19 protein-coding genes and 1 pseudogene are annotated in these 23,832 nt (G+C 72.4%); 12 read left to right on the top strand and 8 right to left on the bottom strand.

Annotated features, from left to right (window positions below; translation table 11 throughout):
• Positions 1-109: 109 nt before the first annotated feature.
• The gene (locus tag ABZ887_RS12250) at positions 110-655 is read right to left on the bottom strand and encodes a helix-turn-helix domain-containing protein (RefSeq protein WP_361286688.1); all 546 of its coding nucleotides are present in this window, start codon (positions 653-655) and stop codon (positions 110-112) included.
• 135 nt (positions 656-790) lie between these two features.
• Here ABZ887_RS12250 and ABZ887_RS12245 point away from each other — a divergent pair, with 135 nt between their 5' ends.
• Both ABZ887_RS12245 and ABZ887_RS12240 read left to right on the top strand, forming a co-directional pair.
• On the top strand, positions 791-1,801 hold the full coding sequence (locus tag ABZ887_RS12245) for an NADP-dependent oxidoreductase (protein ID WP_361286685.1): 1,011 nt from the start codon (positions 791-793) through the stop codon (positions 1,799-1,801).
• Between the two features lie 34 nt (positions 1,802-1,835).
• A pseudogene (locus ABZ887_RS12240) lies at positions 1,836-1,975 on the top strand (VapC toxin family PIN domain ribonuclease); the annotation flags it as partial.
• Positions 1,976-2,061: 86 nt separating this feature from the next.
• Here the strand turns inward: ABZ887_RS12240 and ABZ887_RS12235 are convergent.
• Positions 2,062-3,408 (bottom strand): mucin-1, encoded by a 1,347-nt coding sequence (locus ABZ887_RS12235; RefSeq protein WP_361286682.1) that lies wholly within the window; start codon positions 3,406-3,408, stop codon positions 2,062-2,064.
• A gap of 180 nt (positions 3,409-3,588) precedes the next feature.
• Between ABZ887_RS12235 and ABZ887_RS12230 the strand changes: the two genes are divergently transcribed.
• The 4 genes from ABZ887_RS12230 to ABZ887_RS12215 all read left to right on the top strand — a co-directional run bounded on the left by ABZ887_RS12230 (position 3,589) and on the right by ABZ887_RS12215 (position 8,087).
• On the top strand, positions 3,589-4,608 hold the full coding sequence (locus ABZ887_RS12230) for a LacI family DNA-binding transcriptional regulator (protein ID WP_361286679.1): 1,020 nt from the start codon (positions 3,589-3,591) through the stop codon (positions 4,606-4,608).
• A gap of 159 nt (positions 4,609-4,767) precedes the next feature.
• On the top strand, positions 4,768-6,129 hold the full coding sequence (locus ABZ887_RS12225; RefSeq protein WP_361286676.1) for a sugar ABC transporter substrate-binding protein: 1,362 nt from the start codon (positions 4,768-4,770) through the stop codon (positions 6,127-6,129).
• A gap of 86 nt (positions 6,130-6,215) precedes the next feature.
• The gene (locus ABZ887_RS12220; protein WP_361286673.1) at positions 6,216-7,214 is read left to right on the top strand and encodes a sugar ABC transporter permease; all 999 of its coding nucleotides are present in this window, start codon (positions 6,216-6,218) and stop codon (positions 7,212-7,214) included.
• 21 nt (positions 7,215-7,235) lie between these two features.
• Complete coding sequence (locus ABZ887_RS12215; protein WP_361286736.1) at positions 7,236-8,087, top strand: carbohydrate ABC transporter permease; 852 nt, start codon at positions 7,236-7,238, stop codon at positions 8,085-8,087.
• Between the two features lie 36 nt (positions 8,088-8,123).
• Here the strand turns inward: ABZ887_RS12215 and ABZ887_RS12210 are convergent, their stop codons facing one another.
• The 3 genes from ABZ887_RS12210 to ABZ887_RS12200 form a co-directional block, all read right to left on the bottom strand.
• On the bottom strand, positions 8,124-10,022 hold the full coding sequence (locus ABZ887_RS12210) for an alkyl sulfatase dimerization domain-containing protein (RefSeq protein WP_361286670.1): 1,899 nt from the start codon (positions 10,020-10,022) through the stop codon (positions 8,124-8,126).
• A gap of 135 nt (positions 10,023-10,157) precedes the next feature.
• Positions 10,158-10,859, bottom strand: coding sequence for a response regulator transcription factor (locus ABZ887_RS12205; RefSeq protein WP_361286667.1), 702 nt, complete (start codon positions 10,857-10,859; stop codon positions 10,158-10,160).
• A gap of 82 nt (positions 10,860-10,941) precedes the next feature.
• Positions 10,942-11,964 (bottom strand): FUSC family protein, encoded by a 1,023-nt coding sequence (locus ABZ887_RS12200; protein WP_361286664.1) that lies wholly within the window; start codon positions 11,962-11,964, stop codon positions 10,942-10,944.
• A gap of 316 nt (positions 11,965-12,280) precedes the next feature.
• Here ABZ887_RS12200 and ABZ887_RS12195 point away from each other — a divergent pair, with 316 nt between their 5' ends.
• The gene (locus ABZ887_RS12195) at positions 12,281-13,072 is read left to right on the top strand and encodes a DUF4239 domain-containing protein (RefSeq protein ID WP_361286661.1); all 792 of its coding nucleotides are present in this window, start codon (positions 12,281-12,283) and stop codon (positions 13,070-13,072) included.
• Positions 13,073-13,089: 17 nt separating this feature from the next.
• Here the strand turns inward: ABZ887_RS12195 and ABZ887_RS12190 are convergent, their stop codons facing one another.
• Positions 13,090-13,785 carry a DUF4232 domain-containing protein gene (locus ABZ887_RS12190; protein WP_361286658.1) on the bottom strand — a complete coding sequence of 232 codons (696 nt, stop codon included), beginning with the start codon at positions 13,783-13,785 and terminating at the stop codon, positions 13,090-13,092.
• 187 nt (positions 13,786-13,972) lie between these two features.
• On the opposite strand from ABZ887_RS12190, the gene ABZ887_RS12185 reads away from it, so the two are divergent.
• The 3 genes from ABZ887_RS12185 to ABZ887_RS12175 are packed head-to-tail and all read left to right on the top strand — an operon-like array spanning position 13,973 to position 15,815.
• Positions 13,973-15,325: a helix-turn-helix transcriptional regulator gene (locus tag ABZ887_RS12185; RefSeq protein ID WP_361286655.1), complete on the top strand. Its 1,353-nt coding sequence runs from the start codon at positions 13,973-13,975 to the stop codon at positions 15,323-15,325.
• A 50-nt stretch (positions 15,326-15,375) separates the two neighbouring features.
• Positions 15,376-15,516: a hypothetical protein gene (locus ABZ887_RS12180; RefSeq protein WP_361286652.1), complete on the top strand. Its 141-nt coding sequence runs from the start codon at positions 15,376-15,378 to the stop codon at positions 15,514-15,516.
• Complete coding sequence (locus tag ABZ887_RS12175; RefSeq protein ID WP_361286649.1) at positions 15,516-15,815, top strand: hypothetical protein; 300 nt, start codon at positions 15,516-15,518, stop codon at positions 15,813-15,815. The genes ABZ887_RS12180 and ABZ887_RS12175 overlap by 1 nt, the downstream gene beginning before the upstream one ends.
• Positions 15,816-15,846: 31 nt before the next feature.
• Here ABZ887_RS12175 and ABZ887_RS12170 read toward each other — a convergent pair whose 3' ends face one another.
• Positions 15,847-18,855 (bottom strand): hypothetical protein, encoded by a 3,009-nt coding sequence (locus ABZ887_RS12170; protein WP_361286646.1) that lies wholly within the window; start codon positions 18,853-18,855, stop codon positions 15,847-15,849.
• Positions 18,856-19,071: 216 nt separating this feature from the next.
• On the opposite strand from ABZ887_RS12170, the gene ABZ887_RS12165 reads away from it, so the two are divergent.
• Both ABZ887_RS12165 and ABZ887_RS12160 read left to right on the top strand, forming a co-directional pair.
• Positions 19,072-21,738 (top strand): SpoIIE family protein phosphatase, encoded by a 2,667-nt coding sequence (locus tag ABZ887_RS12165; protein ID WP_361286733.1) that lies wholly within the window; start codon positions 19,072-19,074, stop codon positions 21,736-21,738.
• A gap of 100 nt (positions 21,739-21,838) precedes the next feature.
• Positions 21,839-22,192, top strand: a complete 354-nt coding sequence (locus ABZ887_RS12160) for a cupin domain-containing protein (RefSeq protein WP_361286643.1) — start codon at positions 21,839-21,841, stop codon at positions 22,190-22,192.
• A gap of 32 nt (positions 22,193-22,224) precedes the next feature.
• Here ABZ887_RS12160 and ABZ887_RS12155 read toward each other — a convergent pair whose 3' ends face one another.
• On the bottom strand, positions 22,225-23,547 hold the full coding sequence (locus ABZ887_RS12155) for a phosphatase PAP2 family protein (RefSeq protein ID WP_361286640.1): 1,323 nt from the start codon (positions 23,545-23,547) through the stop codon (positions 22,225-22,227).
• Between the last annotated feature and the right edge of the window lie 285 nt (positions 23,548-23,832).

Below are 23,832 nucleotides of genomic sequence, written 5' to 3'. Positions count from 1 at the left end.
GCCCGGAGCCGAACGGCTCCGGGCACGTCCGTGTCCGTGTCCGTGTCCGTGTCCGTGTCCGTGTCCGTGTCCGTGTCCGTGTCCGTGTCCGAGCCGGGCGGTGTCCACGTCAGCCCGTCAGAACCGTGCTCGTGACGACGTCGAAGAGGTGATCGGCGCGCGGCGCGAACGAGGACTGGTCGCCGAGCCACGCGAGCGCCGCCACCAGCGCGAACAGATCGGCGCCGTCGATGTCGGTGCGCGCCGTGCCCGCGGCCTGGGCGCGGGTGAGGAGCCCCGTGCCGGCCGCGCGCATGGCGACGCACGAGGCATGGAGCGCGGACTCCGGGTCCTCGATGGCGGCCGCCATCAGCTCTGTGACGCCCCGGTACTCGTGCGCGACCGCCACGCAGTCGCGCAGCCACGAGACGAGAGCGTCCGCGGCGGAGCCCGACGTCTCGAGCTCGGCCGCCTGTGCCGTCAGCTCGTCGAAGCTGGTGCGCAGCAGGGCGTCGAGCAGCGCCTCGCGGGTCGGGAAGTGGCGGAGCAGGGTGGCGAGCCCCATGTCGGCCCTGCGCGCGATGTCGCGCAACGATGCCTCGGCGCCCTGCTCGGCGATGACGGTGCCCGCAACGGCGAGCAGGTGGTCGCGGTTCTTCCTGGCGTCGGCCCGCATCTGTCCCTCTCGGCTGTCCGGAGCGGTGGTCCATTTGACGATCCGGATCAGTGGTCCATATATTCGGATCAGTGGTTCGGATATATGGACCACTGATCCGATAAGCGTATCCCCTGGCAGAGGGAGGAGAGACCGATGCCGACACGCACGATGAGGGCCGTCCGGCTGCATGAGCACGGCGGCCCCGAGGTTCTGAGCTACGACGAGGTGCCGCTTCCCGAGCCGGGGCCGGGTGAGGTGCTGGTCCGCGTCCACGCGGTCGGCGTGAACCCTCCGGACTGGTACCTGCGCGATGGGCTGAGCAACATACCTCCGGAGGTCAGGCCGAAGTTCGACCTGCCCGTGATTCCCGGCACGGACGTCTCGGGTGTCGTGGCGGCCGTCGCCGCGGACGTGGCAGGCTTCTCCGTCGGCGACGAGGTCTTCGGCCTCCTCCGCTTCCCCAGCTTCGACGGCCGGGCGTACGCCGAGTACGTGGCCGCACCGGCGTCGGACCTGGCGCGCAAGCCGGCCGGTATCGACCACGCCCACGCGGCCGGCGCGCCCATGGCCCTGCTGACGGCCTGGCAGTTCCTGATCGAGCTCGGCCACGACCACCCCTCGCCCTTCCAGGCGGCGCGACACTGCCCGGTGGCACTCGGCGCCGGCACGACGGTGCTCGTCAACGGCGCCGCGGGCGGCGTGGGCCACTTCGCCCTGCAGCTGGTGAAGTGGAAGGGCGCACGGGTCGTCGCGGTGGCATCGGGCACGCACGAGCCGTTCCTGCGCGAACTCGGCGCCGACGAGTTCATCGACTACACCAGGAGCCGTCCCGAGGAACTCGTGCACGACGTCGACCTCGTCCTCGACGCCGTCGGCGGCCGCGAGAGCAGCCGCTTCCTGCGCACGCTCAAGCGCGGCGGCGCCCTGTTCCCCGTGTTCTTCGGCGAGTACGACGACGCGGAGACCACCAGGCTGGGCGTCACGGTCTCCGGCACCCAGGTCCGCTCGAACGGCGCCCAACTCGCCGAAGTGGGAAGCCTGCTGGACACGGGCACGGTCCGTGTCGCCATCGACAGCACCTTCCCGCTGGCGGACGCACGAGCGGCCCACGAGCGCGCGGCCCGCGGCCATATCCAGGGCAAGATCGTGCTCACGGTCGCTTAGGGACCAGCCGTTTCCCCTGCGCGTCCGGCGCTGCAGCGCCGGGCCGACGGATCTCGTGGTGGCCGCCGCTGCCGGGATTCAAGGCCTGACCCTCCTGCACCGCGACCGGGACTTCGATGCATCGCCGCCGTCACCGGCCAGGCATTCCGGTGGTACGGCCCAGAAGCCGGCAAGCAAGCCATGCGGGCGCTGCACCGGAGGTCCGGAGGAGGTCTGCGGAATGAGGGAGGCCATCAGCGGTGTAGCCGTGGCCGGCGCTTTCACTGCGGTGCAGCCGGGCCCGGCCAGATCGCGGAGGCGTCGTCGCGGACCGGGTCGGGCAGCCGGACCGGGCGGACGGGGACGGTGCGGGTGTGTCCTTCCGTCACCGCGGTCCAGGGGGCGGGGCGGCCCGAGTAGCTCAGGGTCGTGAGGACGAAGACGCCGTCGGCGTAGACCTCGACGTACTCGCCGACGGTGAGCACCCGGAGCGTGGCCGCGGGCTCGGTCAGGACGGTCTCGCCCAGGGGCGCGCCGGTGGGGCCGGTGACCCAGAGGTTCTTGCCGTCGCAGCCGACGACGAGGGCGGGGCCGCCGTCGTCGCCGGTGCGGAGGGTGATCTCGACCCGCCCGGAGACCTCCATGTCGCCGACCGCGTGCAGCGTCGGGTCCGCCGTCTCCGGCAGGAGCCAGGCGTCCAGGCCCGGCCACCACTCCAGGCGGGGCGCCGAATCCTCCGGCACGACAAGGGACTTGGGCTGGGCCAGCATGCCGCGGCACCGGTCGCCCGAGTCCGTGAGGTCCACCCGGCGCGGGGTGGTGTGCAGGACGACGCGGGAACCGTCGGGGGCGGCGATGACGCGCGGGGCGTACGAGCCGGTCGGGCCCAGCGGGCCGCGGCGGGTCCAGGGGCCGCGCAGCCGCGGTGCCGTCCACGACTCGAAGCCGCGCGTCGAGCCGATCGAGCCGATCAGCAGCCAGCTGCCGTCGTCGAGGCGTTCGAGGACCGGGCACTCCAGCTCGTCCACGTCACCGGGGGAGACCAGCGGCGGCTGGACCGTCCAGTGCTCCAGGTCGTCCGAGGTGGCCCAGGCGACGCAGCCGCTGACCTCGACGGGGAGCGAGGCGTCGGCGGCGCAGACGACCATGACCCAGCCGTCCGACTCGTCGTCGCGCACCACGAACGGGTCGCGCCAGCCCATGCGTTCGCCGGTGCGGTACCAGCGGGCGTCCGCCTCGACCACCGGACCGGTGCCGTGCCGGCGCCAGCCGGTGCCGTCGGTGCGGTCGGAGTGGGCCAGCCCGACGGACTGGAGCGGCCAGCCGCCGTCCGTGAGGCCGCTCACACCCGTGTAGAACATCGCCATCCCGGAGCCGTGGGCGATCGGGTGCATGGTCCACACCGCCTGCTGGTCGAAGCGGCCGGGCAGGCCGTTGCCGAAGGCGGTGCCCGCGGGCTGCCAGCCGACCAGGTCGGTGGAGGTGGCCCTGCCGTACGAGGTCTCCATCCTCAGGTGGTCGAACTCGCTCGTCCACGGGCCCTGCAGATGCAGCACCGCGTAGGTGCCGTCGTCGTCGCGGAGCAGGGCGAAGTCGTTCACGCAGAGGCCGGGCGGGGCGTATCGCATGCGCATTTCCTGTCGGCTCGCAGTGCTCAAACGCATGCGCTGAGCAGTGGCACAGATGATCTCGCTGGAGAATTGGCCCAAGTAAAACTGAACGCAAACGCTTGCGCAACAGCGAGCTCCGGCTTACGGTCACGTCACCCCCAGATCACACCGATGTGAAACAGACGGGAGAAAAGCGCTGTGACCGTCAGCATCACCGATGTCGCCCGCGCCGCCGGAGTCTCGGCGTCCACCGTGTCCCGTGCCCTGCGCGGCCAGCCGGGCGTCTCCGACGAGGTGCGGGCGCAGATCACGGCCGTCGCCACCCAGCTCGGCTATACCGCGTCCCGGTCGGCGTCCAGCCTGGCCAGCGGGCGCACCTTCACCATCGGGGTCGTCGTCCCGTATGTGGGCCGCTGGTTCTTCGGCACCGTCCTGGACGCCGCCGAGCACGTGTTCAGCGCCGCCGGGTACGACGTCCTGCTCTACAACCTGGGCTCGCCGGAGACCCGCAAGCGTTTCTTCACCAAGCTGCCGCTGCGCAAGCGTGTCGACGCCGTGCTGTCGCTGCTCATCCCCGACGAGGAGGAGTCGGCCGCGCTGCGCTCCCTCGGCGTGCCGCTGGCCAGCACGGTCGGCGGCGCCCGGCCCGGCTTCAGCGTGGTCGGCATCGACGACCGGGCCGGCGCGGAGCACGCCGTACGGCATCTGGTGAACCTCGGCCACCGCCGGATCGGCATGATCAGCGGGTCGAGCGGGCCCCAGCACTGGACCACACCCGTCGCCCGCCGCCAGGCGTACCTGGACGTCCTGTCCGATGCCGGGATCGCGCACGACCCGGCCCTGGAGGCGGACGGCGACTACACCGTCGACGGCGGCGAGCGGGCGATGACCGAGCTGCTGGCCGCGTCCCGGCCGCCGACGGCCGTGTTCGCACAGTCCGACGAGATGGCGATGGGCGCGCTGCGCGCGCTCCGGCGGCACCGGCTGCGGGTGCCGGACGACGTGTCGGTCGTCGGCTTCGACGACCACGAGCTGTCCGACGTCCTCGGGCTGACCACCGTCGCCCAGCCGGTGGCCGGCCAGGGTGCCGAGGCCGCCCGGCTGCTGCTGCGGCAGCTCGACGAGCCGGACGGCGAGCGGGCCGGGCATGTGCAGATGCCCATCCGGCTCGTCCTGCGCGAGACCACCGCACCGCCGCGCCCGCGCGGCCCCCAATAGCCCTCGGCTCCCCATGGCCCTCGGCCCCCAGCAGGTCCTGAGCCCCGGGGCCGTCGGGACCCAGTAAGCCCTCGGGGACCGTCAGGCCCCGAGCTCCCCCACGCCGGAAGCACCAGCGCACGCACCACGCACCCTCGCACCGCACGGAGGCACCACACCATGAGCTCGACCAGCCCCAACAGCCCGGCCGGCAGAAGGTACCGCCGCACGGCCGCCACCGGCCTGGCCCTCGCCCTGCCCCTCGCCGCCCTGGCCGCCTGCGGCGGCGGCAGCGGTGGGGACTCCGCCGCCTCGGCCGGCAGCGGCAAGGGCACCATCAGCGTCTGGGCCCACCAGGGGCAGAAGAGCGAGGACACCGCCCTGCAGAACGCGGTGAAGTCCTTCAACTCCTCCCAGAGCAAGATCAAGGTCGAGCTGAAGCTCATCCCCGGCGACGACTACACCAAGACCATCACCGCCACCGACGCCTCCCAGCTGCCGGACGTGATGGAGTTCGACGGCCCGACCATGGCGAACTTCGTCTACAACAAGAAGCTCGCGGCCATCGACGACTACGTCTCCGCGAAGACGATGTCCAACGCGACCGACGCCAGCAAGGCGCAGGGCGAGATCGGCGGCAAGCACTACGGGCTCGGCATGTACGACTCCGGGCTCGGCATCTACGCCAACAAGAAGCTGCTGGACGCGGCCGGGGTGAAGTACCCGAAGACCGCCTCCGAGTCCTGGACCGTCTCGGAGTTCAACAAGGCGCTCAAGGCGCTCAAGGCCAAGGACTCCGACGGCAAGGTCCTCGACATCCAGGAGAACAACGGCCTCTCCAACGAGTGGGGCACCTACGGCTTCTCCCCGATCGTCTGGTCGGCCGGCGGCTCCCTGCTGAAGAACGGCAAGGCCGAGGGCGCCCTGGACAGCGCGTCCGTGGTCTCCGCGCTGAAGACCTTCCAGTCCTGGAAGAGCGACGTCGACCCCAACACCGACGGCAACGCCTTCGCCAAGGGCCGGGTCGCGCTGAGCTGGGTCGGCCACTGGATGTACCCGACCTACAGCAAGGCCCTCGGCAGCGACCTCGTGGTGCTGCCGCTGCCCGACTTCGGCAACGGCACCAAGACCGGCCAGGGCTCCTGGGCCTGGGGCATCGGCGCCGACTCCAAGAACGGCAAGGCCGCCGGCGCCTTCCTCGACTACCTCCTCAACGACACCAACGTCACCGCGATGACGACGGCCAACGGCGCCCCGCCCGCGACCAAGACCGCGCTCGCCGCGAGCGCGCTGTACAAGAAGGGCGGCCCGCTGGAGCGCTTCGCCGACCAGCTCGACAAGCCGTGCGGCGACAGCGACATCACCACGTCCTGCGTCGCCGTGACCCGCCCGGTCACCGCCGGCTACCCGACCGTCACCGCCAAGTTCAGCGAGGCCCTGAACTCGATCTACGGCGGCGCCGACCCGAAGAGCGCCCTGCAGAAGGCCGCCCGCGCCATCGACCAGGACTTCTCCGACAACGACGGCTACCAGATCCAGTAGGACACTTCGGCCGGGCGGGTGCGCGTACGAGCCCACGGGCGGCGCACCCGCCCCGGCCGGGAACAGGACCGGAACAGGACACCCCCGTGAAGACCGTGGAACCCGCGCACCCAGCGCCCTCGCGCAGGCAGGAAGGCCCGCCCGTGACCTCCGTGAAGACCGCGCGCACCGGGCGGCCCAGGACCAGGAACCGCGACTGGCTGCACGGACTGCTCATGTCCACGCCCGCCGTCGCCGGCCTCGTCGCCTTCGTCGGCATCCCGTTCGGCTACGCCGTCGTCCTCTCCTTCTACAACGTGCGCCTGGGCTCCCCGCTCGCGCCCAGGTTCTTCGGCCTGGAGCAGTACCGGCGGCTGTTCACCGACCCGGACCTGTCCGGCCCGTTCCTGCGGGCCCTGCTCAACAACCTGACGTTCGCCGTGGTCGTCGTACCGCTCCAGACCGGCCTGGCGCTGGGGCTCGCGATCCTGCTCAACCGGAAGCTGAAGGCGATCGGCGTGTTCCGGTCCCTCTTCTTCCTGCCGGTCGTCTTCCCGATGACCCTGGTCGCCGTCATCTGGCGGCTGATCCTCGCCCGCAGCGACCAGGGCCTGCTCAACTCCACGCTGCACCTGGTGAGTTTCGGCAACTGGGGCGCCTTCGACTGGCTCGGCGACGCGGCCACCGCGATGGCCTCGGTCATCGTGCTGTCCGTGTGGCAGGGGGTGGGCTTCCAGATGGTCATCCTGCTGGCCGGCCTCCAGCAGATCCCCGGCGAGCTCTACGAGGCCGCCGAACTCGACCGCGCCACCCGCTGGCAGCAGTTCCGGCACGTCACCCTGCCCGGCATCCGCTCCACCCTCGTCTTCGTCGCCATGCTGACCTCGGTGCTGTCCTTCCGGGTCTTCGACCAGGTCTACGTCCTCATCCACGGCGGCGGCCTCAACGAGGACGCCACCCGCACGGTCATGTACGAGGCCGTCACCACCGCCTTCGACCAGAACAACATCGGCCAGGCGTCCGCGATCACCGTCGTCTTCTTCCTGATCGTCGTCGTCCTGACCATCGTCCAGCGCCGCGTCGTCCGGCCCGACAACGAGGACTGATCCCCGATGGCGTCCACCCCCATGGCCACGACCCGCGCGCCGCACCGCCGCCTGCGCCGCTTCACCGACTACGCCGTCCTCAGCGTCCTGGCGTTCGTCTTCGTCCTCCCCGTCCTCTACCTCCTCCTGGGCAGCCTCAAGCCCTCCGACCAGGTGCTGAACGGCCTGTCCGGCTTTCTCCCCACCCATCTGACCTTCGCCAACTACGCCCACGTCCTCGACGCCCTGAACTCCGACAGCACCGGATACTTCTGGCGCTTCATGGGCGTCTCGCTGCTCGTCGCGTTCGTGGTCGTGACCGGCGGTCTGTTCGTGAACTCGATGGCCGCGTACGGCATGTCACGGCTGAAGTGGCGCGGCCGGGAAGCCGTCTTCACGCTGGTCCTGCTCCTGATGCTGGTCCCGTTCGAATCGGTCGCGGTCCCGCTCTTCTACATGTTCAACGACCAGCGCAACACGATCTACATCCAGGCGGTCCCCTTCATCGCCAACGCCTTCTCGGTCTACCAGTTCCACACCTTCTTCCGCTCGATCCCGCCGAGCATCGAGGAGGCCGCCCGGCTGGACGGCGCGGGCCCCTGGCGCACCTTCTTCGCGATCGTCGTCCCGATGTCGAAACCGGCGTTCGCCTCGGTCGCGATCCTCACCTTCCTCACCCAGTGGGGCTCCTTCCTCTGGCCGGTGCTGATGGTGTCCGACCCCTCCGTCCGCCCCCTGCCGCTGGAGATGAGCGTCTTCCAGGGGCAGCAGCCCGTGGACTGGGGCGAGATCCTCGCCTTCGGCGTCCTGCTCGTGCTGCCCGTCCTGATCGTCTTCGCCTTCTTCCAGCGCTGGTTCGTCCAGGGCGTGGCCAGCTCGGCCGTGAAGGGCTGACAAGGGTTGGCAAGGGCTGAGCGGGCTCCGGCCCGTTCACGGGGTGACGATGGCGAAGTCCGGGTCGGGCATGCCGAGACGGCCGACGAGTTCGGTCAGCCGGCCGGGGTCGCCGGTGATCTCGACGGTGTCGCGGGCCGCCAGGTCGGCCGGTCGGAGCGTGCCGAGCAGGAGAGCGCGCAGGTCGGCCTCGGTGAGGGTGATCTCGACGTCCGGGTCGGCCGCGGCCGGTCCGGTGCCGGTGACATGGGTGAGGACGCCGTTGCGCAGCCGCACGGTCACCGTGTCGCCCTTGGTGATGTGCAGGCGCACGGCGATGTCCGTGTCCCAGCTGCCCGGCCCGTCCACCCGGATGGCGAGGGCGTCGAGGAGCTGGTCCAGGGTGAGGGCGGCCAGTACGTCGGGTGAGGCGGTGACGGTGGGGGTGCCGACGGATCCGTTGCGCAGTTCGTAGGCGCCCATGAGGTAGAAGTTGCGCCAGGTGCCGTTCTCGCTGCCGTAGCCGAGCTGTTCGAGGGCGTCGGCCTGGAGCGCGCGGGCCTCCGCGTGGGCCGGGTCGGCGAACAGGACGTGCCCGACCACTTGCGCCACCCAGCGGTAGTCGCCGTCGGCGTACGACCGGCGGGCCCGGCGCAGCACCTCGTCGGCGCCGCCCATGAAGTCGACGTACCGCTTCGCGGCCTCGGCCGGCGGGTGTTCCCACAGGTGGGCCGGGTTGCCGTCGAACCAGCCCAGGTAACGCTGGTAGATCGCCTTGGTGTTGTGGCTGACGGAGCCGTAGTAGCCGTGGGTGTGCCAGGCCCGCTCCAGCGCCGGGGGCAGCTCCATCCGCTCGGCGATCTCCGGCCCGGTCAGGCCCTGGTTGAGCATGCGCAGGGTCTGGTCGTGGAGGTAGGCGTAGAGGTCCCGCTGCTCGGAGAGGAACTCCACCACGCGCTCGCGGCCCCACACGGGCCAGTGGTGGGAGGCGAAGGCGACGTCCGAGGCGCCGGTGAACAGGTCGACGGCCTCGGTGAGGTAGCGGGACCACACGCGCGGGTCGCGGACCTGGGCGCCGCGCAGGGTCAGCAGGTTGTGCAGGTTGTGGGTGGCGTTCTCCGCCATGCACAGGGCCGCGTGGTCGGGGAAGTGGATGTTCAGCTCGGCCGGGGCCTCGGTGCCGGGGGTGAGCTGGAAGACCATGCGGATGCCGTCGACGGTCTCCGTCTGCCCGGTGCGCGTGATGTACACGGTCGGCGGGATCAGGGTGACCGCGCCGGTCGAGGTGGTCTGCCCGAGGCCCGTGCCGATCTGCCCGCGCCCGCCCTTGGGCAGCGCGGCGCCGTACATGTAGGCGGCGCGGCGGCCCATCGCCGTACCGGCGTAGACGTTCTCGCTGACCGCGTGCTCCAGGAAGCCCTGCGGGGCCAGAACGGGAACCCCGGCCGCCACGTCCTCGTCGGTGATCACGCCGCGCACGCCGCCGAAGTGGTCGACGTGGCTGTGCGTGTAGAGGACGGCGCTCACCGGCCGGTCGCCGCGGTGGGCGCGGTACAGGGCGAGCGCGGCGGCCGCGGTCTCGGCGCACAGCAGCGGGTCGATGACGAGGACACCGCGCCCGCCCTCCACCACCGTCATGTTGGACAGGTCGAACCCGCGTACCTGGTAGATGCCCGCGGTGATTTCGAACAGGCCGTGGTCGGAGCAGAGCCGGCTCTGCCGCCACAGGCTGGGGTTGGCCGTGGCCGGGCACTCCTGTGCCAGGAACCCGTAGGCGTCGAGGTCCCAGACCACCCGGCCGTCGGCGTCCTTGACGACGCTCTCCGCGGCGGTGCCCAGGAAACCGCGCCGCGCGTCCTCCAGGTCCCGGGTGTCGTCGAACGGGAAGCGGTGCAGGACGGCCTCGTTGGCCTGCGCGACGGCCGGTTCGGCGGGCTTGGCCCCGGTGGGGGACATCGGCGGCTCCCTCGCTGACGTGACTCCGGGTGTTGCGTCGGCCGTCACCTCGGCGGGCGCGGCCAGTGCCACCCTCGCCCGGCACCCCCGCGCGCACGACCGGAATCACGCCGTCCGGGTGAACGGGCCTCCGGGTCAGCGGTCCCGGAGCCCGCCCCCCTCGGGTCCGGCCGTCGGCCGGGTGTCGATGCGGTATCCGGTGCCGGGCACCGTGGCGATGATCCAGGGTTCGCCGAGCCGCTTGCGCAGGGCCGAGACCGTGATGCGTACGGCGTTGGTGAACGGGTCGGCGTGCGCGTCCCACGCGCGTTCCAGGAGGTCCTCGGCGCTGACGACACCGCCTTCGGCGGCCATGAGGACCTCCAGCACGGCGAACTGCTTCCTGGTCAGCGCGACATGGCGGCCGTCCCGGAAGACCTCCCTGCGGAACGGGTCGAGACGCACACCCGCGATCTCCCGTACGGGGGGTCTGCTGTGGGCGCGTCTGCGGTCGAGCGCCCTGAGCCTGAGCGCCAGCTCCTGGAGCTCGAAGGGTTTCGTGAGGTAGTCGTCGGCGCCGAGTTCGAACCCGGACGCCTTGTCGTCGAGACGGTCCGCCGCGGTGAGCATCAGGATCGGCATACCGCTGCCGGAGGCGACGATGCGTCTGGCGATCTCGTCACCGGAGGGTCCGGGGATGTCGCGGTCGAGGACGGCGATGTCGTAGCTGTTGACGTCCAGCAGCTCCAGAGCGGTGTCGCCGTCGCCCGCGATGTCGGCCGCGATCGCCTCCAGCCGCAGGCCGTCGCGGATGGCTTCGGCCAGGTAGGGCTCGTCCTCGACAATCAGCACACGCATGCCGTCGAGGCTACGAGCCGGTACCTGTCGTCAGCGTATCGAAAACCGCATGCGCGCCGGCGACCCGGCACCGGGATCCCCGTCAGTTCCCGGAGCCGTCGCAGAGGTCGAGGATCCTGGTGAACGGTCTGCGGAGCACCACGGCCATCGGCTCCGTGTCGCCCTTGGCGTACCGGGCCAGACCGGCGCGCGCGACGCCCGTGTCCTCGCGTGGGTCCCGTGCCGCGAGGATCGCCTCCAGGGCGCGCCCGGTGGCCTCGGCGACCGGGAGGAGACCGGTGCGGGCCCGGGAGAGGGCCGGGGTGGGCCCGTCGCGCACGCTGAAGAACTCGACCTCGGCGGCCAGGGCCAGGAGATGGGGCACCGCCTGGACGGCGTGGCCGATCCGGTCGCCCAGTTCGGCCACCTCCTCGCGGTGGCGGCGCCGCAGCGGATTGAACCGCATGGCCTCCTCCGCCTCCCGCGCCTCGGCCCCGTAGCGGCGCAGCCGGTCCGCGTCCGCCTGCGCCGACGCCCGGTTCGCGGCCGCCGCCTCCGGTGACCCGATCGCGCGCGTGCTGCGCACGAGGCTCTCCGCCAGGCCGGCCGCGCACTCCCGCGCCAGCGCCGCCGTCTCCCGGCGGGGGTCCCGCGGCCACAGCACCGGACCGAGGACGGCGGTGACGGCGCCCCCCAGCGCGTTCTCCCACAGCCGCGCGACGCCGTACGCGTCCGGCGAGGGATTGGCGAAGACCAGCAGCGAGGTCACCGCGACCTGCACGTTCAGCGTGGTCCCGGAACTGACGACGGTCCCGCAGAGCAGGGCGAGACCCATCACGACGGCGAGCACGAGCGTGGTCGGCCGGAAGAGGCTGACCACGGTGACGCCCAGCGCCACGCCGGCCATCACGCCGAGGATCCGCAGCAGCAGTGCCGTCAGGGAGGCGGCGGAGTCGCCGCGCAGGCAGAGCAGGGGAACGATGGCGGCGAACACCGGTGGCTGGGTGGCGCCGGCCCACAGCGCCGTCTGCCAGCAGAGCACCGCGATCACCAGGATCCGGGCCGCCGTCGGCCCCTGCACCCGGAGCCTGCGGCGCACCTGCGACCACGGGGAAGCGCCCGTCACCTGCCCACCATAGGCACACGTCACGGTCGGCCGCCCTCCGGTGACGCCCCGCGACCGGTCGTTTCAGGGGGTTGCGGGGGCTGCGGTGATCGGCTCCAGGAGACGTCGCGGTGTGTTGATCGCGTCGGAGACGGGATCGCCGTCCGCGGCCCCCGGCCGGAATCCGGGGCCGGGTTCGAGCCCTTCCTGGCCGCCGCCATCAACTGGCAGGCGTCACCCAGGCGTCACCCGGTGGGGTGAACCTCTCCCGATACGGCCATAGTTGCCAGGGAACCTGGGGATTCGGGTTGCTCTGTCCGGCCTAGACTCCGCGGACATGTCGCTGTGGCTGCTCAACCATTTCAGCACCTTCACGCTGGCCGTCGTCATCGTCGGCGGGACCGTTCTCCTGGCCGTCGCCGGCAGCGTGCTGCTGCGGCGCAGGTACCCGTCGCTGGCCGGCGGTGAGCACAACGACATGGTCGGTGTGACGCTGGGGATGTTCGGCGCCATCTACGGGATCATCCTCGCGTTCGTGATCGTCACGCTGTGGACGCAGCTGGAGGACACCCAGACCATCGTCGCCTCCGAGGCCACCGACGCGGCGCTCATCACCCGCGACGCCGCCGCGTTCCCGGCGGCGGTGCGGGCCCGTCTCGACTCCGCGATGAGCGGCTACGTGCACGCGGTCGTCGAGGACCAGTGGCCCCGGATGCGTACCGGGGACCCCAGCTACGGGGCCACGGAAACCCATCTCCGGGCCGCCTTCCAGGCGTTGCAGACGTACGACCCGAAGACCGAGCAGGAGCAGGTCTTCTACGAGCAGAGCGTCAGCCACCTCGACGACGTCGCCTCCCAGCGGCGCGCCCGCATCACCATGGCGCGCCAGGAACTCCCCGTGCTGCTCCAGGTCCTGGCCATCGGCGGCGCCGTCGTCCTGGTCCCGCTCACGTTCCTCTACGGCATGCGCAAACTGCGGGTCCAGATCCTGTTCGTCGCCTCGGTCGCGGGGCTGGTCGGCTTCAGCCTGCTCCTGGTCTTCGTCCTGGACCGCCCCTTCGCCGGTGACCTCAGCGTCAGCCCCGCCCCGTACCGGGAAGGGGCCCTCGCCCAGTACTGGACCCGGTGACCGGGGCGGGCCCGACGTCACCAGGTGAGGGCGTCGTCCATCGACTGCTGCCAGTACGTGACCTTGAGCGAGTCGTCGACGTAGACGCCCTTCGCGGGCAGCGACGGGTGTGCGCCCGTGCCCACGCTCCCGCTGTCGGAGCGGCCCTCGAAGTAGACGGTCAGGGACTTCACGGTGCGGCCGTTCGTGCCGCTGCCGTCGGTGGCGGACAGGTTCACCGAGGCGTACCCGGACTCGCCCGGCGCGAGCGTGACGACCGCCTGCGGCTGCGAGTCCTCGATGACCGGGGGCACGGCCTGCGCCTCGCCGAAGCGGACGGCCGGGTAGTAGTAGAGGTAGCAGGTCCTGCTGCCGGTGTTGGTCACCGTGAGGAGCATGTGGTTCACGGGGCGGTTCAGCGGGGCCGCGACCGTCCTGGTGTTGGAACCCTCGCAGGTGACCGGCTTGCCGGCCGGGGCGGGCGCCTTGGACGTGGTGGCGGAGGTGCCCGCGCCGGACTTCGCGGCGGACGTCGCGGGGGACTTCGCCTGGGAAGGGGAGTGCGCGGCCGGGCTGGTGGCCGGGGTGCCGGCCGCCGCGACGTCCTCGGCGTGGACGCCCGTGCCGTCGTTGCACGCGGTCAGGGACAAGGCGGCGAGCACGACGGCCGTGGCGGCGCCGACGAGACGGGTGCGGGTCGGGCGGGAGGTGCGGGAGGTGCGGAGGTCGGACATGTGGCCGTGCCCCTTCGGTGTTCGGGTGGCGGTGGTGATTGGATGACCGAAGCCTGCGCGGCGATCTGTCCCAACTGCCAGGCATGGCGGGCAGTTGGGGACGCTGGAACGCGGAAATGCGCTCCGACCAGGGAGAACGCGGGGGCCCTGGAACGCGGGACTGGAATGCTAGGGGATGGGAGAACGGGTGCCAGGGGCGACAGGGGCCGACGTGACGGAGGCGTTCGCGCTGCTGCTGCGGGAGCTCAAGGACCGCTCGGGACTGAGCTACGGGGCGCTTGCCAAGCGGCTGCACATGAGCACGTCGACGCTGCACCGCTACTGCAACGGCACCGCGGTGCCCGTCGAGTACGCCCCGGTGGAGCGCCTCGCACGGGTCTGCCGGGCGACGCCGGAGGAGCTGGTGGAGCTGCACCGGCGCTGGATCCTGGCGGACGCGGCACGAGGGAGCCGGGGGGAGCAGGCAACGGCGCCGGACACCGCCGCCACGGCGGATCCCGGATCGCAGGCGTCGCAGGCGGCGCAGGCGGTGCACGGGCCAGGCGAGAGCGAGAGCAAAGGCGACGGCGAGGGCGAGGGCGGTGAACCTGTCGTCGTCGACCTGCCGCGCGGGCCGGTGGCGCCGCGTCGGCGCCGTACCGTACTGATCGCCTCCGTCGCGGTGGCCGCCGTGCTGGGGGCCGTCGTGCTCGCCGCGCGTCTGCCGCTCGGCGGCGGGAACGGCGGCTCGGGCGAGGCGCGGGCGGCCGGTGACTCCGCCCCGTTCACCGGCACGACCACCGGTACGACCACCGGCACGGCGGACACCGGGAAGCCGTCCGCCGCCCCGTCCCCGAGCACGACGGGACACCGGCCGTCCGCATCGGCCTCCTCGACCCCCACCGGGTCCGGCGGTTCGGGCGGCGGGGCCCAGGACGCCGACGGCACCACCTCCGGCGCCGCCGTCCCGCTCACCGTCAACACGCGTCCCTACGTCTACGACGACCCGTGCAGCCAGCACTTCCTCGTCGACAGCGAACCGGCCCAGGTCGGCCCGCCGGCGAACGAGCAGGACGCTCCGCGCTGGGCCGCGGCGTACGGGGCGGTCTCCTCGGGCGAACAGGAGGTCGCCCTCACCGTCCAGGGCACCGGCGCGGAGACCGTCGTCCTGGAGGCGCTGCACGTGCGCGTGCTCAGCAAGGGCGCGCCGCTCGCCTGGAACGACTACTCGATGGGCGTCGGCTGCGGCGGCGGCGTCGGGACCAAGTCGTTCGACATCGACCTCGACAACGGCAGCCCCACGGTCACCGCCGAGAACGGCCAGCGCGACTTCCCGTACAAGGTGAGCGAGTCCGACCCGGAGGTCTTCTACGTCTTCGCCCGCACCAAGGCCCACGACGTCCGCTGGGACCTCACCCTGGACTGGTCCAGCGGGAGCCGCCGGGGCACCGTCCACGTCGACAACGCGGGCACCGCGTTCCGCACCAGCGCCGACGCCGGCCGCCCGGGCTACGACTACCCGCTGGGCGGCAGCGAGTGGATCGAACGGGTGGACGGCTGACGGGAACCGGCGGGCGGCGGCGCACGGGGCGCGCGCAGCGGCGCGCGAGCATGGGTTCGCGCCATCTCGGGGCGCTGGAGACCAGCTCGGGGGCGCTCGCCCTCTACCGGGCCGAACTGTTCTACGACCACTTGGACGCCTACGAGGCCGGCGTGGTCACCGACATGCCGACCACGCTCGGCAGGACGTAATGACCGTGCTGACCATCGGCGGGCGCTACCACAACCCCGGTGCGGCCCTGGTGTATCTCGGGACGTACCTCGTCGTCCGGTACGGCCAGGCGGGCCTGTACGTGCTCATGCGGCCCGACCTGACCACCCGCCAGCGCTGGCGGTCCTGGCTCGTCGGCACACCCGCGGCGGTGTTCATGAACATCGTGCTGCTGTGTCCCACCCGCTACTGGGCCCTGTTCAAGCTCCGCGACAACGCCTGGCAGTCACGCGGACTGACCGCCAGGACCGCGCTGCCGGACAGTCCGCGGGCGTCGTGAACGTACGCCCGCGGACTGGCCCGAGGCCGGGTCAGCGGGTGACCAGCACCGCGTCCAGGGTGACGGTGGACCTTGCGGACGTGCTGCCGGAGAGGATGCGGAGCTGGACCTTGTGGGTGGTGATCGTGGTGCCGAGGGTGCGGGTGAAGACCACCTGGCGGTAGGCGGTCCTGGCGGCGTAGGTGTCGACCGTGCCGACCGTCCTCCCGTCCACCACGACCGCGAAGCGGCCGCCGTCGGACCTGCGGGTCGCGACGACGCGCAGCTGGGTGCCGTCGGCGGTGAAGGACACGTAGGCGCCCTTGGTGGCGGAGGTGCGTTCGGTGCCCGCCCAGGCGGAGGACGCCGACACCGACTTCCAGGTGCCCGTGTAGTGCAGTGCCGACGCGCGGTCGTCGACCGGGATGCCGGTGGTCGCCGCCTTGCTCCAGGCGCCGGTCTGGCCGGCGTCGTCGTGGGCGCGGACGTAGAAGCGGTAGGTGAGTCCGGCGCCCGGCTGCACGGGGCTGCCGCCCTTGCCGAAGACCGCGGAGCCGGCCGTGGTGGCCGTGCGCCAGGTGTGGAGGGGGCCGAGCTTCCAGGTGCCCGCGCTGTCCCGGGTGGCGACGCGCCAGCCGACGTCGTACGACGTCACGCCGGCCGTCTTCGCCGACCAGGTGACCGGTACGGCCGCGCTGGTCGCCGCGCTGCTCGCGACGGCCGGTGCGGTGACGGTGGCGGCGGGGGCCGTCCGGCGCAGGGTCACCTTGCCGGTGAGGTCGGCCGCCGACCGTCCGGTGACGGTGTCCTGCACGGTCAGCGTCCAGGTGTAGGCGCCCTCGGCGGCGGTGCCGCCCGCATCGGTCTTCCCGTTCCACACCGGGGCGACCTTGCCGTCGGCGGCCGTACCGGTCAGCGAACGCACCTGCGTGCTGCCGGACTTGAGGGTGAGCGTCCAGCTCACCGGACGGTCGTACGCCCAGGTGGGGGCCCAGGTGTCGGCCGAGCCGTCGCCGTTGGGGCTGAAGCCGGCCGGGGCGGTCGACGAGGCGGCGGTGGGAGTGCCCGCCCAGGTCACGTGGGTGACGCCGGCGTCGTCCATCCAGGCCGCCCAGGGCGCGTCGCGGTCGACCGTCCAGCGTTCGGCGGCGGCGGTGTTGGCCCGGTCGGGGAGGGTGAAGAGAGCGTGGGCCGTGGTGTCCGTGCCGGTCAGGGACCGGGCGTTCAGGGTGACGTCGGCGCTGCCCGCCGCCTTGGTGAACGTGTAGAGGACGTCCGTGCCGAGGATCGGGGTGCGGACGGAGGCGTCCACGGTGGTGGTCGCCGAGCTGCCCGCGGTGAGGAGCAGGCCGGTGGTGGCGGCGGCTCCGCAGGTGGTCAGGAGGATGCGGGAACCGCGCACCTGGAGGCCGCCGGGAACGCAGTTCACGGTGGCGGCGGTGGAGACCGTGCCGGTCGTCAGGTCGGTGCGGTGGATCGACCAGGTGGACGTGGTGCCGTTGCGCTCCGAGGAGTACACGGCGCCGCCGTACAGGGCGGAGCCGGCCGGCACCCGCTCGCTCTGTCCGTCCGCGAAGGTGTAGAGGCGCAGGGTGCCGTTGGCCACGGTGGTCCTGTCCGACAGCAGCGCGTGCGTGCCGTCGAAGTCCGCCACGGTCACCGACGAGCCGTCGTGGTCCAGCGGTGTGCCGACCTGGGCGCCGTTCTCGTAGACCTGCAACTGCCCCGCACCGGCGGCGTCCGTCTGGTCGACCAGGACCCGTCCGCCGGCCGCGGCCAGCGTCTGGTGCACCGGGCCGCCGGAGTACGCCAGGACCCGGGACGGTGTGCTCGCCGAGGCCCCGGACGGGCCGGCCGTCAGGTCCGAGCGGAGCACGACGCCGTCCGGCCGGGACGAGTCGTCGGCCGTGTAGAGCGCGCCGTCGGACAGGGCCAGGGCGTCCAGCCGGGCGAGCCCGGCGGGGATGGCGGTGGCGTCGCCCGCGGCGGTGGAGACCCGGCCCTCGGTGAGGGTCTGGATCGCGGCGTCCACGTCGGGCCGGTACAGCGACGCCCGCATCCTGCCGTCGTCGCCGACATCGACGTATCTGAAGGAGCCGCCGAGGTCCTTCGCCGCCGTCGATCCGTCCCGGTCCGTCGCGAACAGTTCGTTCGAGGCGTCCGAGTCGTTGCGCTGGTACCAGGCGAGGGTGTCGTCGCTGATCCAGCGTGCTCCGGAGACCGGCAGAGTGACGGTGGACGGGCCGTCGCCGGGCGCCGCCCGCCGCCACTCGGTCAGGGTCGCGCCGTCGACGACGCCGACATGGGCGGGCGTGAACTCCAGGGCCTGCGGCAGCTCGCCGGTGGTGGGTTCGGCCACGGTGACCGTCGCGCCGGTGGCGAAGTCGACGTAGACGATCCGGTAGCCCCAGCCGGGCGCGGTCCGCCGCAGCACCAGGGCGCCGTCGGCGTCCGAGTCGAGGACCTCGTACTGCTCGTCGCCGGAGAGGAGGGTGCGGTCCGCGCCGCCGGGGGTGCGCAGCAGCAGGCGCACCAGGTAGGCGGAGGTGTCGTCCTGGTAGCTCTGCTGGACGAGGATGCCGTCGCCGGCCTGCCCGCGGTAGCGCTCGCTCCCCGCTGCCCCCGAGCTGTCGTAGGCGACCGGGAGGACGTCCTCGTCGCCGGAGTCGAGGTGGCGCAGGGTGACGTGGTCGGGGAGATCGCCGTTCGGGTTGGTGGAGGTGGCCACGGCCACCACGCCGTCCTGCACGGACACCGGGTGGACGGTCACCGTCTCGGCGGTGTCCGCGACCCGGCCGAGGTCCTGTGGGGTGCCGCCGGCGACGGCGAGCCAGCCGTGCGCCGCCGTGTCGGCCGTGGTCGTCTGGCTCCAGACGACCGCCTGGCCGGAACCGGATATGTCGGTGGCGTGGGGCGCGGAGGTCGTCCGCGCGGCCAGCGTCGCCGACACCTCGGTCGTGGGCGCGGCGCCGGCCGGGAGCGAGGTCACGGCCTGGGTCACGGCGAGCGCCGTGAGGGCGGCTGCCGGAACGGTGAGGAACCGGCGTCTGTGCGAAGGCATGGCGGCCCGATCTCTGTTCGAACGTCGAGGCCGGGATTCTCACACGGCGTCCCGCACCGCCCGGCGGCGGGACCTTGTTTCGCGGTGCCGCACCGGGACAGGGCGCATCCGCCCGCTCGCGTTTCGCGCATGTGTGGACACGGAGCGCGTCGGTGTCGCGAGCGGATTCGCCGCAGGGGTGATGTGACCTTACCTATTTGGTGTTATATGAGCCGTATGCACCAACTGCTCCGGCGGATGCGGTCCTGGTACGGGATCCGCAGCGTTGCCGGCCAGATGTTTCTTCTGCAGGTCGGAGTCGTCCTGGTTCTCGTGGCGACGGCGGTTGCCGTCCTCCTGCTGCAGTCGCGAGCCGACGCCGACCGGGAGGCCCGCAACCGCACCCTCGCCGTGGCCGCCGCCGTCGCCTCGGATCCCACCGTGCGGCAGGCGCTGACCGGCACGAATCCGACCGCCGCGCTCCAGCAGTTGGCCGAGGAGACCCGCAGGCGCTCGCACGTGGACTTCGTCGTCGTGATGAGCCCCACGGGCATCCGCTACACCCATCCGAACCCCGCCCAGATCGGCCGCCGCTACATCGGCAGCATCGCGGCCGCGCAGCAGGGCGGCATCGTCACCGAGACGACGACCGGGACCCTGGGCCCCTCCGTCAGGACCGTCGTTCCCGTGACCACCCCCGAGGGCAAGGTCGTCGGGCTGGTCTCCGCGGGCATCACCGTCAGCCAGGTGAGCGCCGCGGCCGGCCGGCAGGCACCGCTCGTCCTGGCGGGCACCGGGCTGGCGATCGCGGCCGCCACCGGCGGCACGGCCCTCATCGGCAGGCGCCTGCGCCGCCAGACCCACGGCCTGGGGCCGGTGCAGATGACCCGCATGTACGAGCACCACGACGCCGTCCTGCACGCGGTGCGCGAAGGCGTGCTCATCGTCGATCCGCAGGGCTCTCTGCTCCTGGTCAACGACGAGGCGCGGCGCCTGCTGGGACTCGCCGCGGACGTGGACGGCCTGCCCGTCACGGAGCTGGGGATCACCCCCGGGGCCGGACGGCTCCTCGCGTCCGGGAGAGCGACCACGGACGAGGTGGTCGAGGTCGACGGCCGGCTGCTCGCCGTCAGCCAGCGCCCCATGGACCAGCCGCACGGACCCGGCGGCTGGGTCGCCACCCTGCGCGACACGACCGAACTCAGCGCGCTGATGGGCCGGATCGAGGTGGTCCAGGAACGGCTCAAGCTGCTGTACGACGCCGGACTGCGCATCGGCACCACCCTCGACGTGCGGCACACCGCGGAGGAGCTGGCGGAGTTCGCCGTCCCCAGGTTCGCCGACTACGTCACCGTCGACCTGACCGACGACGTGCTGCGCGGCGAGGAGCCCGACGAGGTGAGCGCGGCGCAGCTGCGCCGGGTCACCCTGCACGGCATCCGGAAGGACGTGCCGCTCTACCCGCCCGGCGCGCTCATCCACTTCGACCCCACCACCCCGCAGGGCGAGGGCTTCGGTTCCGGGCGGATGGTGCTGGAGGCCGACATGACGGCCTTCTCCGGCTGGCAGGCCCAGGACCCCGAACGGGCACGGCAACTGGTGGCCCACGGCATCCACTCCATGATCGCCGCCCCGCTGCGGGCCCGCGGCGCGATCCTCGGCGTGGCGACCTTCTGGCGTTCCAAGGAGCCGACCTCCTTCACCTGGGAGGACCTGTCGCTCGCCGAGGAGCTGGTCGCCCGCGCGGGGATCAGCATCGACAACGCGCGCCGCTTCACGCGCGAGCGCACCATGGCGGTCACCCTGCAGCGCAGCCTGCTGCCGCACGCCCTGCCGGAGCAGAACGCCGTCGACGTGGCACACCGCTACCTGCCGGCGGGGGCGGGGCCCGGCGGGGTCGGCGGCGACTGGTTCGACGTCATTCCGCTCCCCGGCGCGCGCGTCGCCATCGTGGTGGGCGACGTCGTGGGGCACGGACTGCACGCCGCCGCCACCATGGGGCAGCTGCGCACCGCCGTGCACAACCTCTCGACGCTCGACCTGCCCCCCGACGAACTTCTCTGGCACCTGGACGAGCTGGTCACCCGCCTCGACCAGGACCGCGACGGCGACGCCGGCAGCCCGACGCTCACCGGCGCCACCTGCCTCTACGCGGTCTACGACCCGGTCTCACGGCTGTGCACCATGGCCAGGGCCGGTCACCTGGAACCCATCGTCGTGCCCCCGGACGGCCGCGCCCACCTGCCCGGGGTACCGGCCGGCCCGCCGCTGGGGCTGGGCGGGATGCCCTACGAGAAGGGCGAGGTGGAGCTGCCCGAGGGCAGCGGCATCGTGCTCTTCACCGACGGCCTGATCGAGGACCGGCGGCAGGACATCGACGAGGGCATCGAGCGCCTGCGCCGGGCCCTCGCGGTGCCGGGGCGCACGCCGGAGCAGATGTGCCGGGCGGCGATCGACGCCATGGTGCCCGGGGCGCCCCGCGACGACGTGGCCCTGATCGTCGCCCGCACCCGGGTGCTGGACGACAAGCACACCGCGTCCTGGACCGTGCCGTCCGAACCCTCGGCCGTCGCCGGAGTCCGGGCGGCGGCCACCGAGCTGCTGCGCGACTGGGGTCTGGAGGAGGAGGCGTTCACCCTGGAGCTCATCCTCAGCGAGCTGGTCACCAACGCCATCCGGCACGCGACGGGCCCCGTCGGGGTGCGCCTGATCCGTGACCGCAGCCTCATCTGCGAGGTCTCCGACGGCAGCAGCGTCTCGCCGCACCTGCGCCGGGCCACCACCATGGACGAGGGCGGCCGCGGGCTCTTCCTGGTGGCCCAGTTCGCCGACCGCTGGGGGACCCGCTACACCGCCGACGGAAAGGTCATCTGGACCGAGCAGCGGCTCTGCACGCAGCTGTAGCGGTTCCACGGCTCCGGGGTGTTCGCGACCGGGCGAGGGCGGGAAGCATGCCTGGCATGTCGAAAGGTGAGGCGCGGTACGCAGGCAGGGGAGTACGGCGATGAGCAAGCCCGAGCTGGAGTTCCAGCTGCCCGCCGGGCCGTGGCGGGCCCCGGCCGGCGCCGGTCCGGGAGTCGAGGAGTGCGTCCTGGCCGAGGACCCCGCACAGGGATCCCGTACGGCGCTGGTCCGCTGGGCGCCGGGCACCGACACCTCGTTGGACGGCGTGACCCGCCACGACTTCTGGGAGGAGGTCTACCTGGTCGCGGGCGCCCTGCACGACCTGACGCTCGACCGGACCTTCACCGCAGGCATGTACGCCTGCCGCCCGCCCGGGATGCCGCACGGCCCCTGGACCTCCCCGGACGGCGTCACCATGCTGGTGATCACGTACCCGGGACCCGGCGGACGCTGACGGGCGCCGCCCGGAGCCCCGCCCCGGCCGCCTCAGATCAGCTCGGGTTGCGGCGCCGCGCGGGTCGCCGCCGGTTCGGTCCGCGGGGCCCAGCTGGTGACGGTGCGCACGTAGTGGAGGACCACCGAGGCCGGTGCCAGGACGAGGAGGGGGCCGGATGTCCAGGGATGCGTGGCGATCTCCAGCGGCAGCCAGCGGTAGGACACCAGGAGCGCGGCGAAGACCGCCGTGCCGTGGGCGACCAGCCGGACTCCCGACGGGTCCCAGCCGCGGTCGAGCGAGCGCAGGGCCGCCTCGACCGTGAGCGCGAAGACCACGCCGGCCAGGAGGTCCGCACCGTAGTGGTAGCCGAAGCCCAGCGTCGCGGTGACCGTGGCGACCAGCCAGAACGTGCCCGCCCAGCGCAGCGCCCGGGGGCCCTTGCGGGAGTGCAGGAAGATCGCGGTGGCCCACGCCGTGTGCAGGCTGGGCATGCAGTTGCGCGGGGTGAACCCGTCGTACCGCACCGGGTGCGGGGCGGTGACCGGCGGCACCCTGCGCGGCCACAGGTCGGCCACCGGCCAGTGCCCGCCGTGCGGCGGGTGCTCCGGCCAGAGGCTGACCGACGCCCAGTGGTCGGCGCCGGTGCCGTAGGCGAAGACCGGGCCGACCACCGGGAAGATCATGTAGACGGCCGGTCCGAGCAGCCCGATCACCAGGAAGGTGCGCACCAGGTGGTGGCGCGGGAAGCGGCGCTCGGCCGCCACGTCGCGCAGCTGGTACAGCGCGACGGCGACCGCGGCCACGGCGAGCTGGCCGTAGACGACGTCGAGGACGTTGAAGCCGATCGGGCCGCCGGCCGTGACGATCCGGCCCACCAGCCAGGACGGGTTGCCCAGGGCGTGGTCGGCGGTGGCCACGTACGGGTCGAGCACCGCCGGGCGGGTCTTGGAGGTGATGAGCAGCCAGGCGTCGCCGGTCTTGCGGCCGGTCACCAGCAGCAGGCCGAGACCGACGCCCTTCAGCAGCAGGACGCGTTCGCGGCCGGTGCGGCGGGTCAGGGCGAGGACCGCGCAGCCGAGCATCACCCACAACGCGCCGTTGCCGAACGGCTGGCCGCGGGTCACCTCGACGCCGCACGCCCACCGCACCGCCGCGAAGGCGAGGTCGATGCCGAGCGCGGCGCCGAGCGCGGCGCACCGTTGCCGCCAGGTGAGCACCACCATCGTCAGCGCCAGCCCGGCGTACAGCAGAAAGCCGGACTTGGGAGGGCAGATCACCTCCCGCGCCTGGTTGGTGATCGGCCCCGGCAGGCCGTAGTGACGTGCGGCGGCCTCCAGGGCGACGAGGAACGCGAAGGCCGCGGCGGCTGCCACGGCCCAGAGTCTCGGTGGTGTGTGTCTCAAGGTCCGGCCGATTTGCTAGAGGTTGCGGGACAGTTGGCGTGCTGTTTCGACGAAGGAAGACGGAAAGGCCGCGGCCCGGGTTCCAGCCTTGTGCCCGACGACGGTGCGGTCAATGGCGAGTTACCACGGGGTAAAGGGTTCGGCATCGTCCGTTCAACGTACTTGATCTGTGCATGACCCGTTCGATGGGATGCGCGAAGACCACGTCGAGATCTCCTCGGAGACCGACCACTTCGTGAGACTCCGAACCACAGG

Origin of the sequence: Streptomyces sp. NPDC047061 (assembly GCF_040643955.1) — a bacterium.
GTDB lineage: Bacteria > Actinomycetota > Actinomycetes > Streptomycetales > Streptomycetaceae > Streptomyces.
The sequence above is the reverse complement of the archived record's forward strand: the minus strand, read 5'-3'. Positions and strand labels throughout refer to the sequence as shown.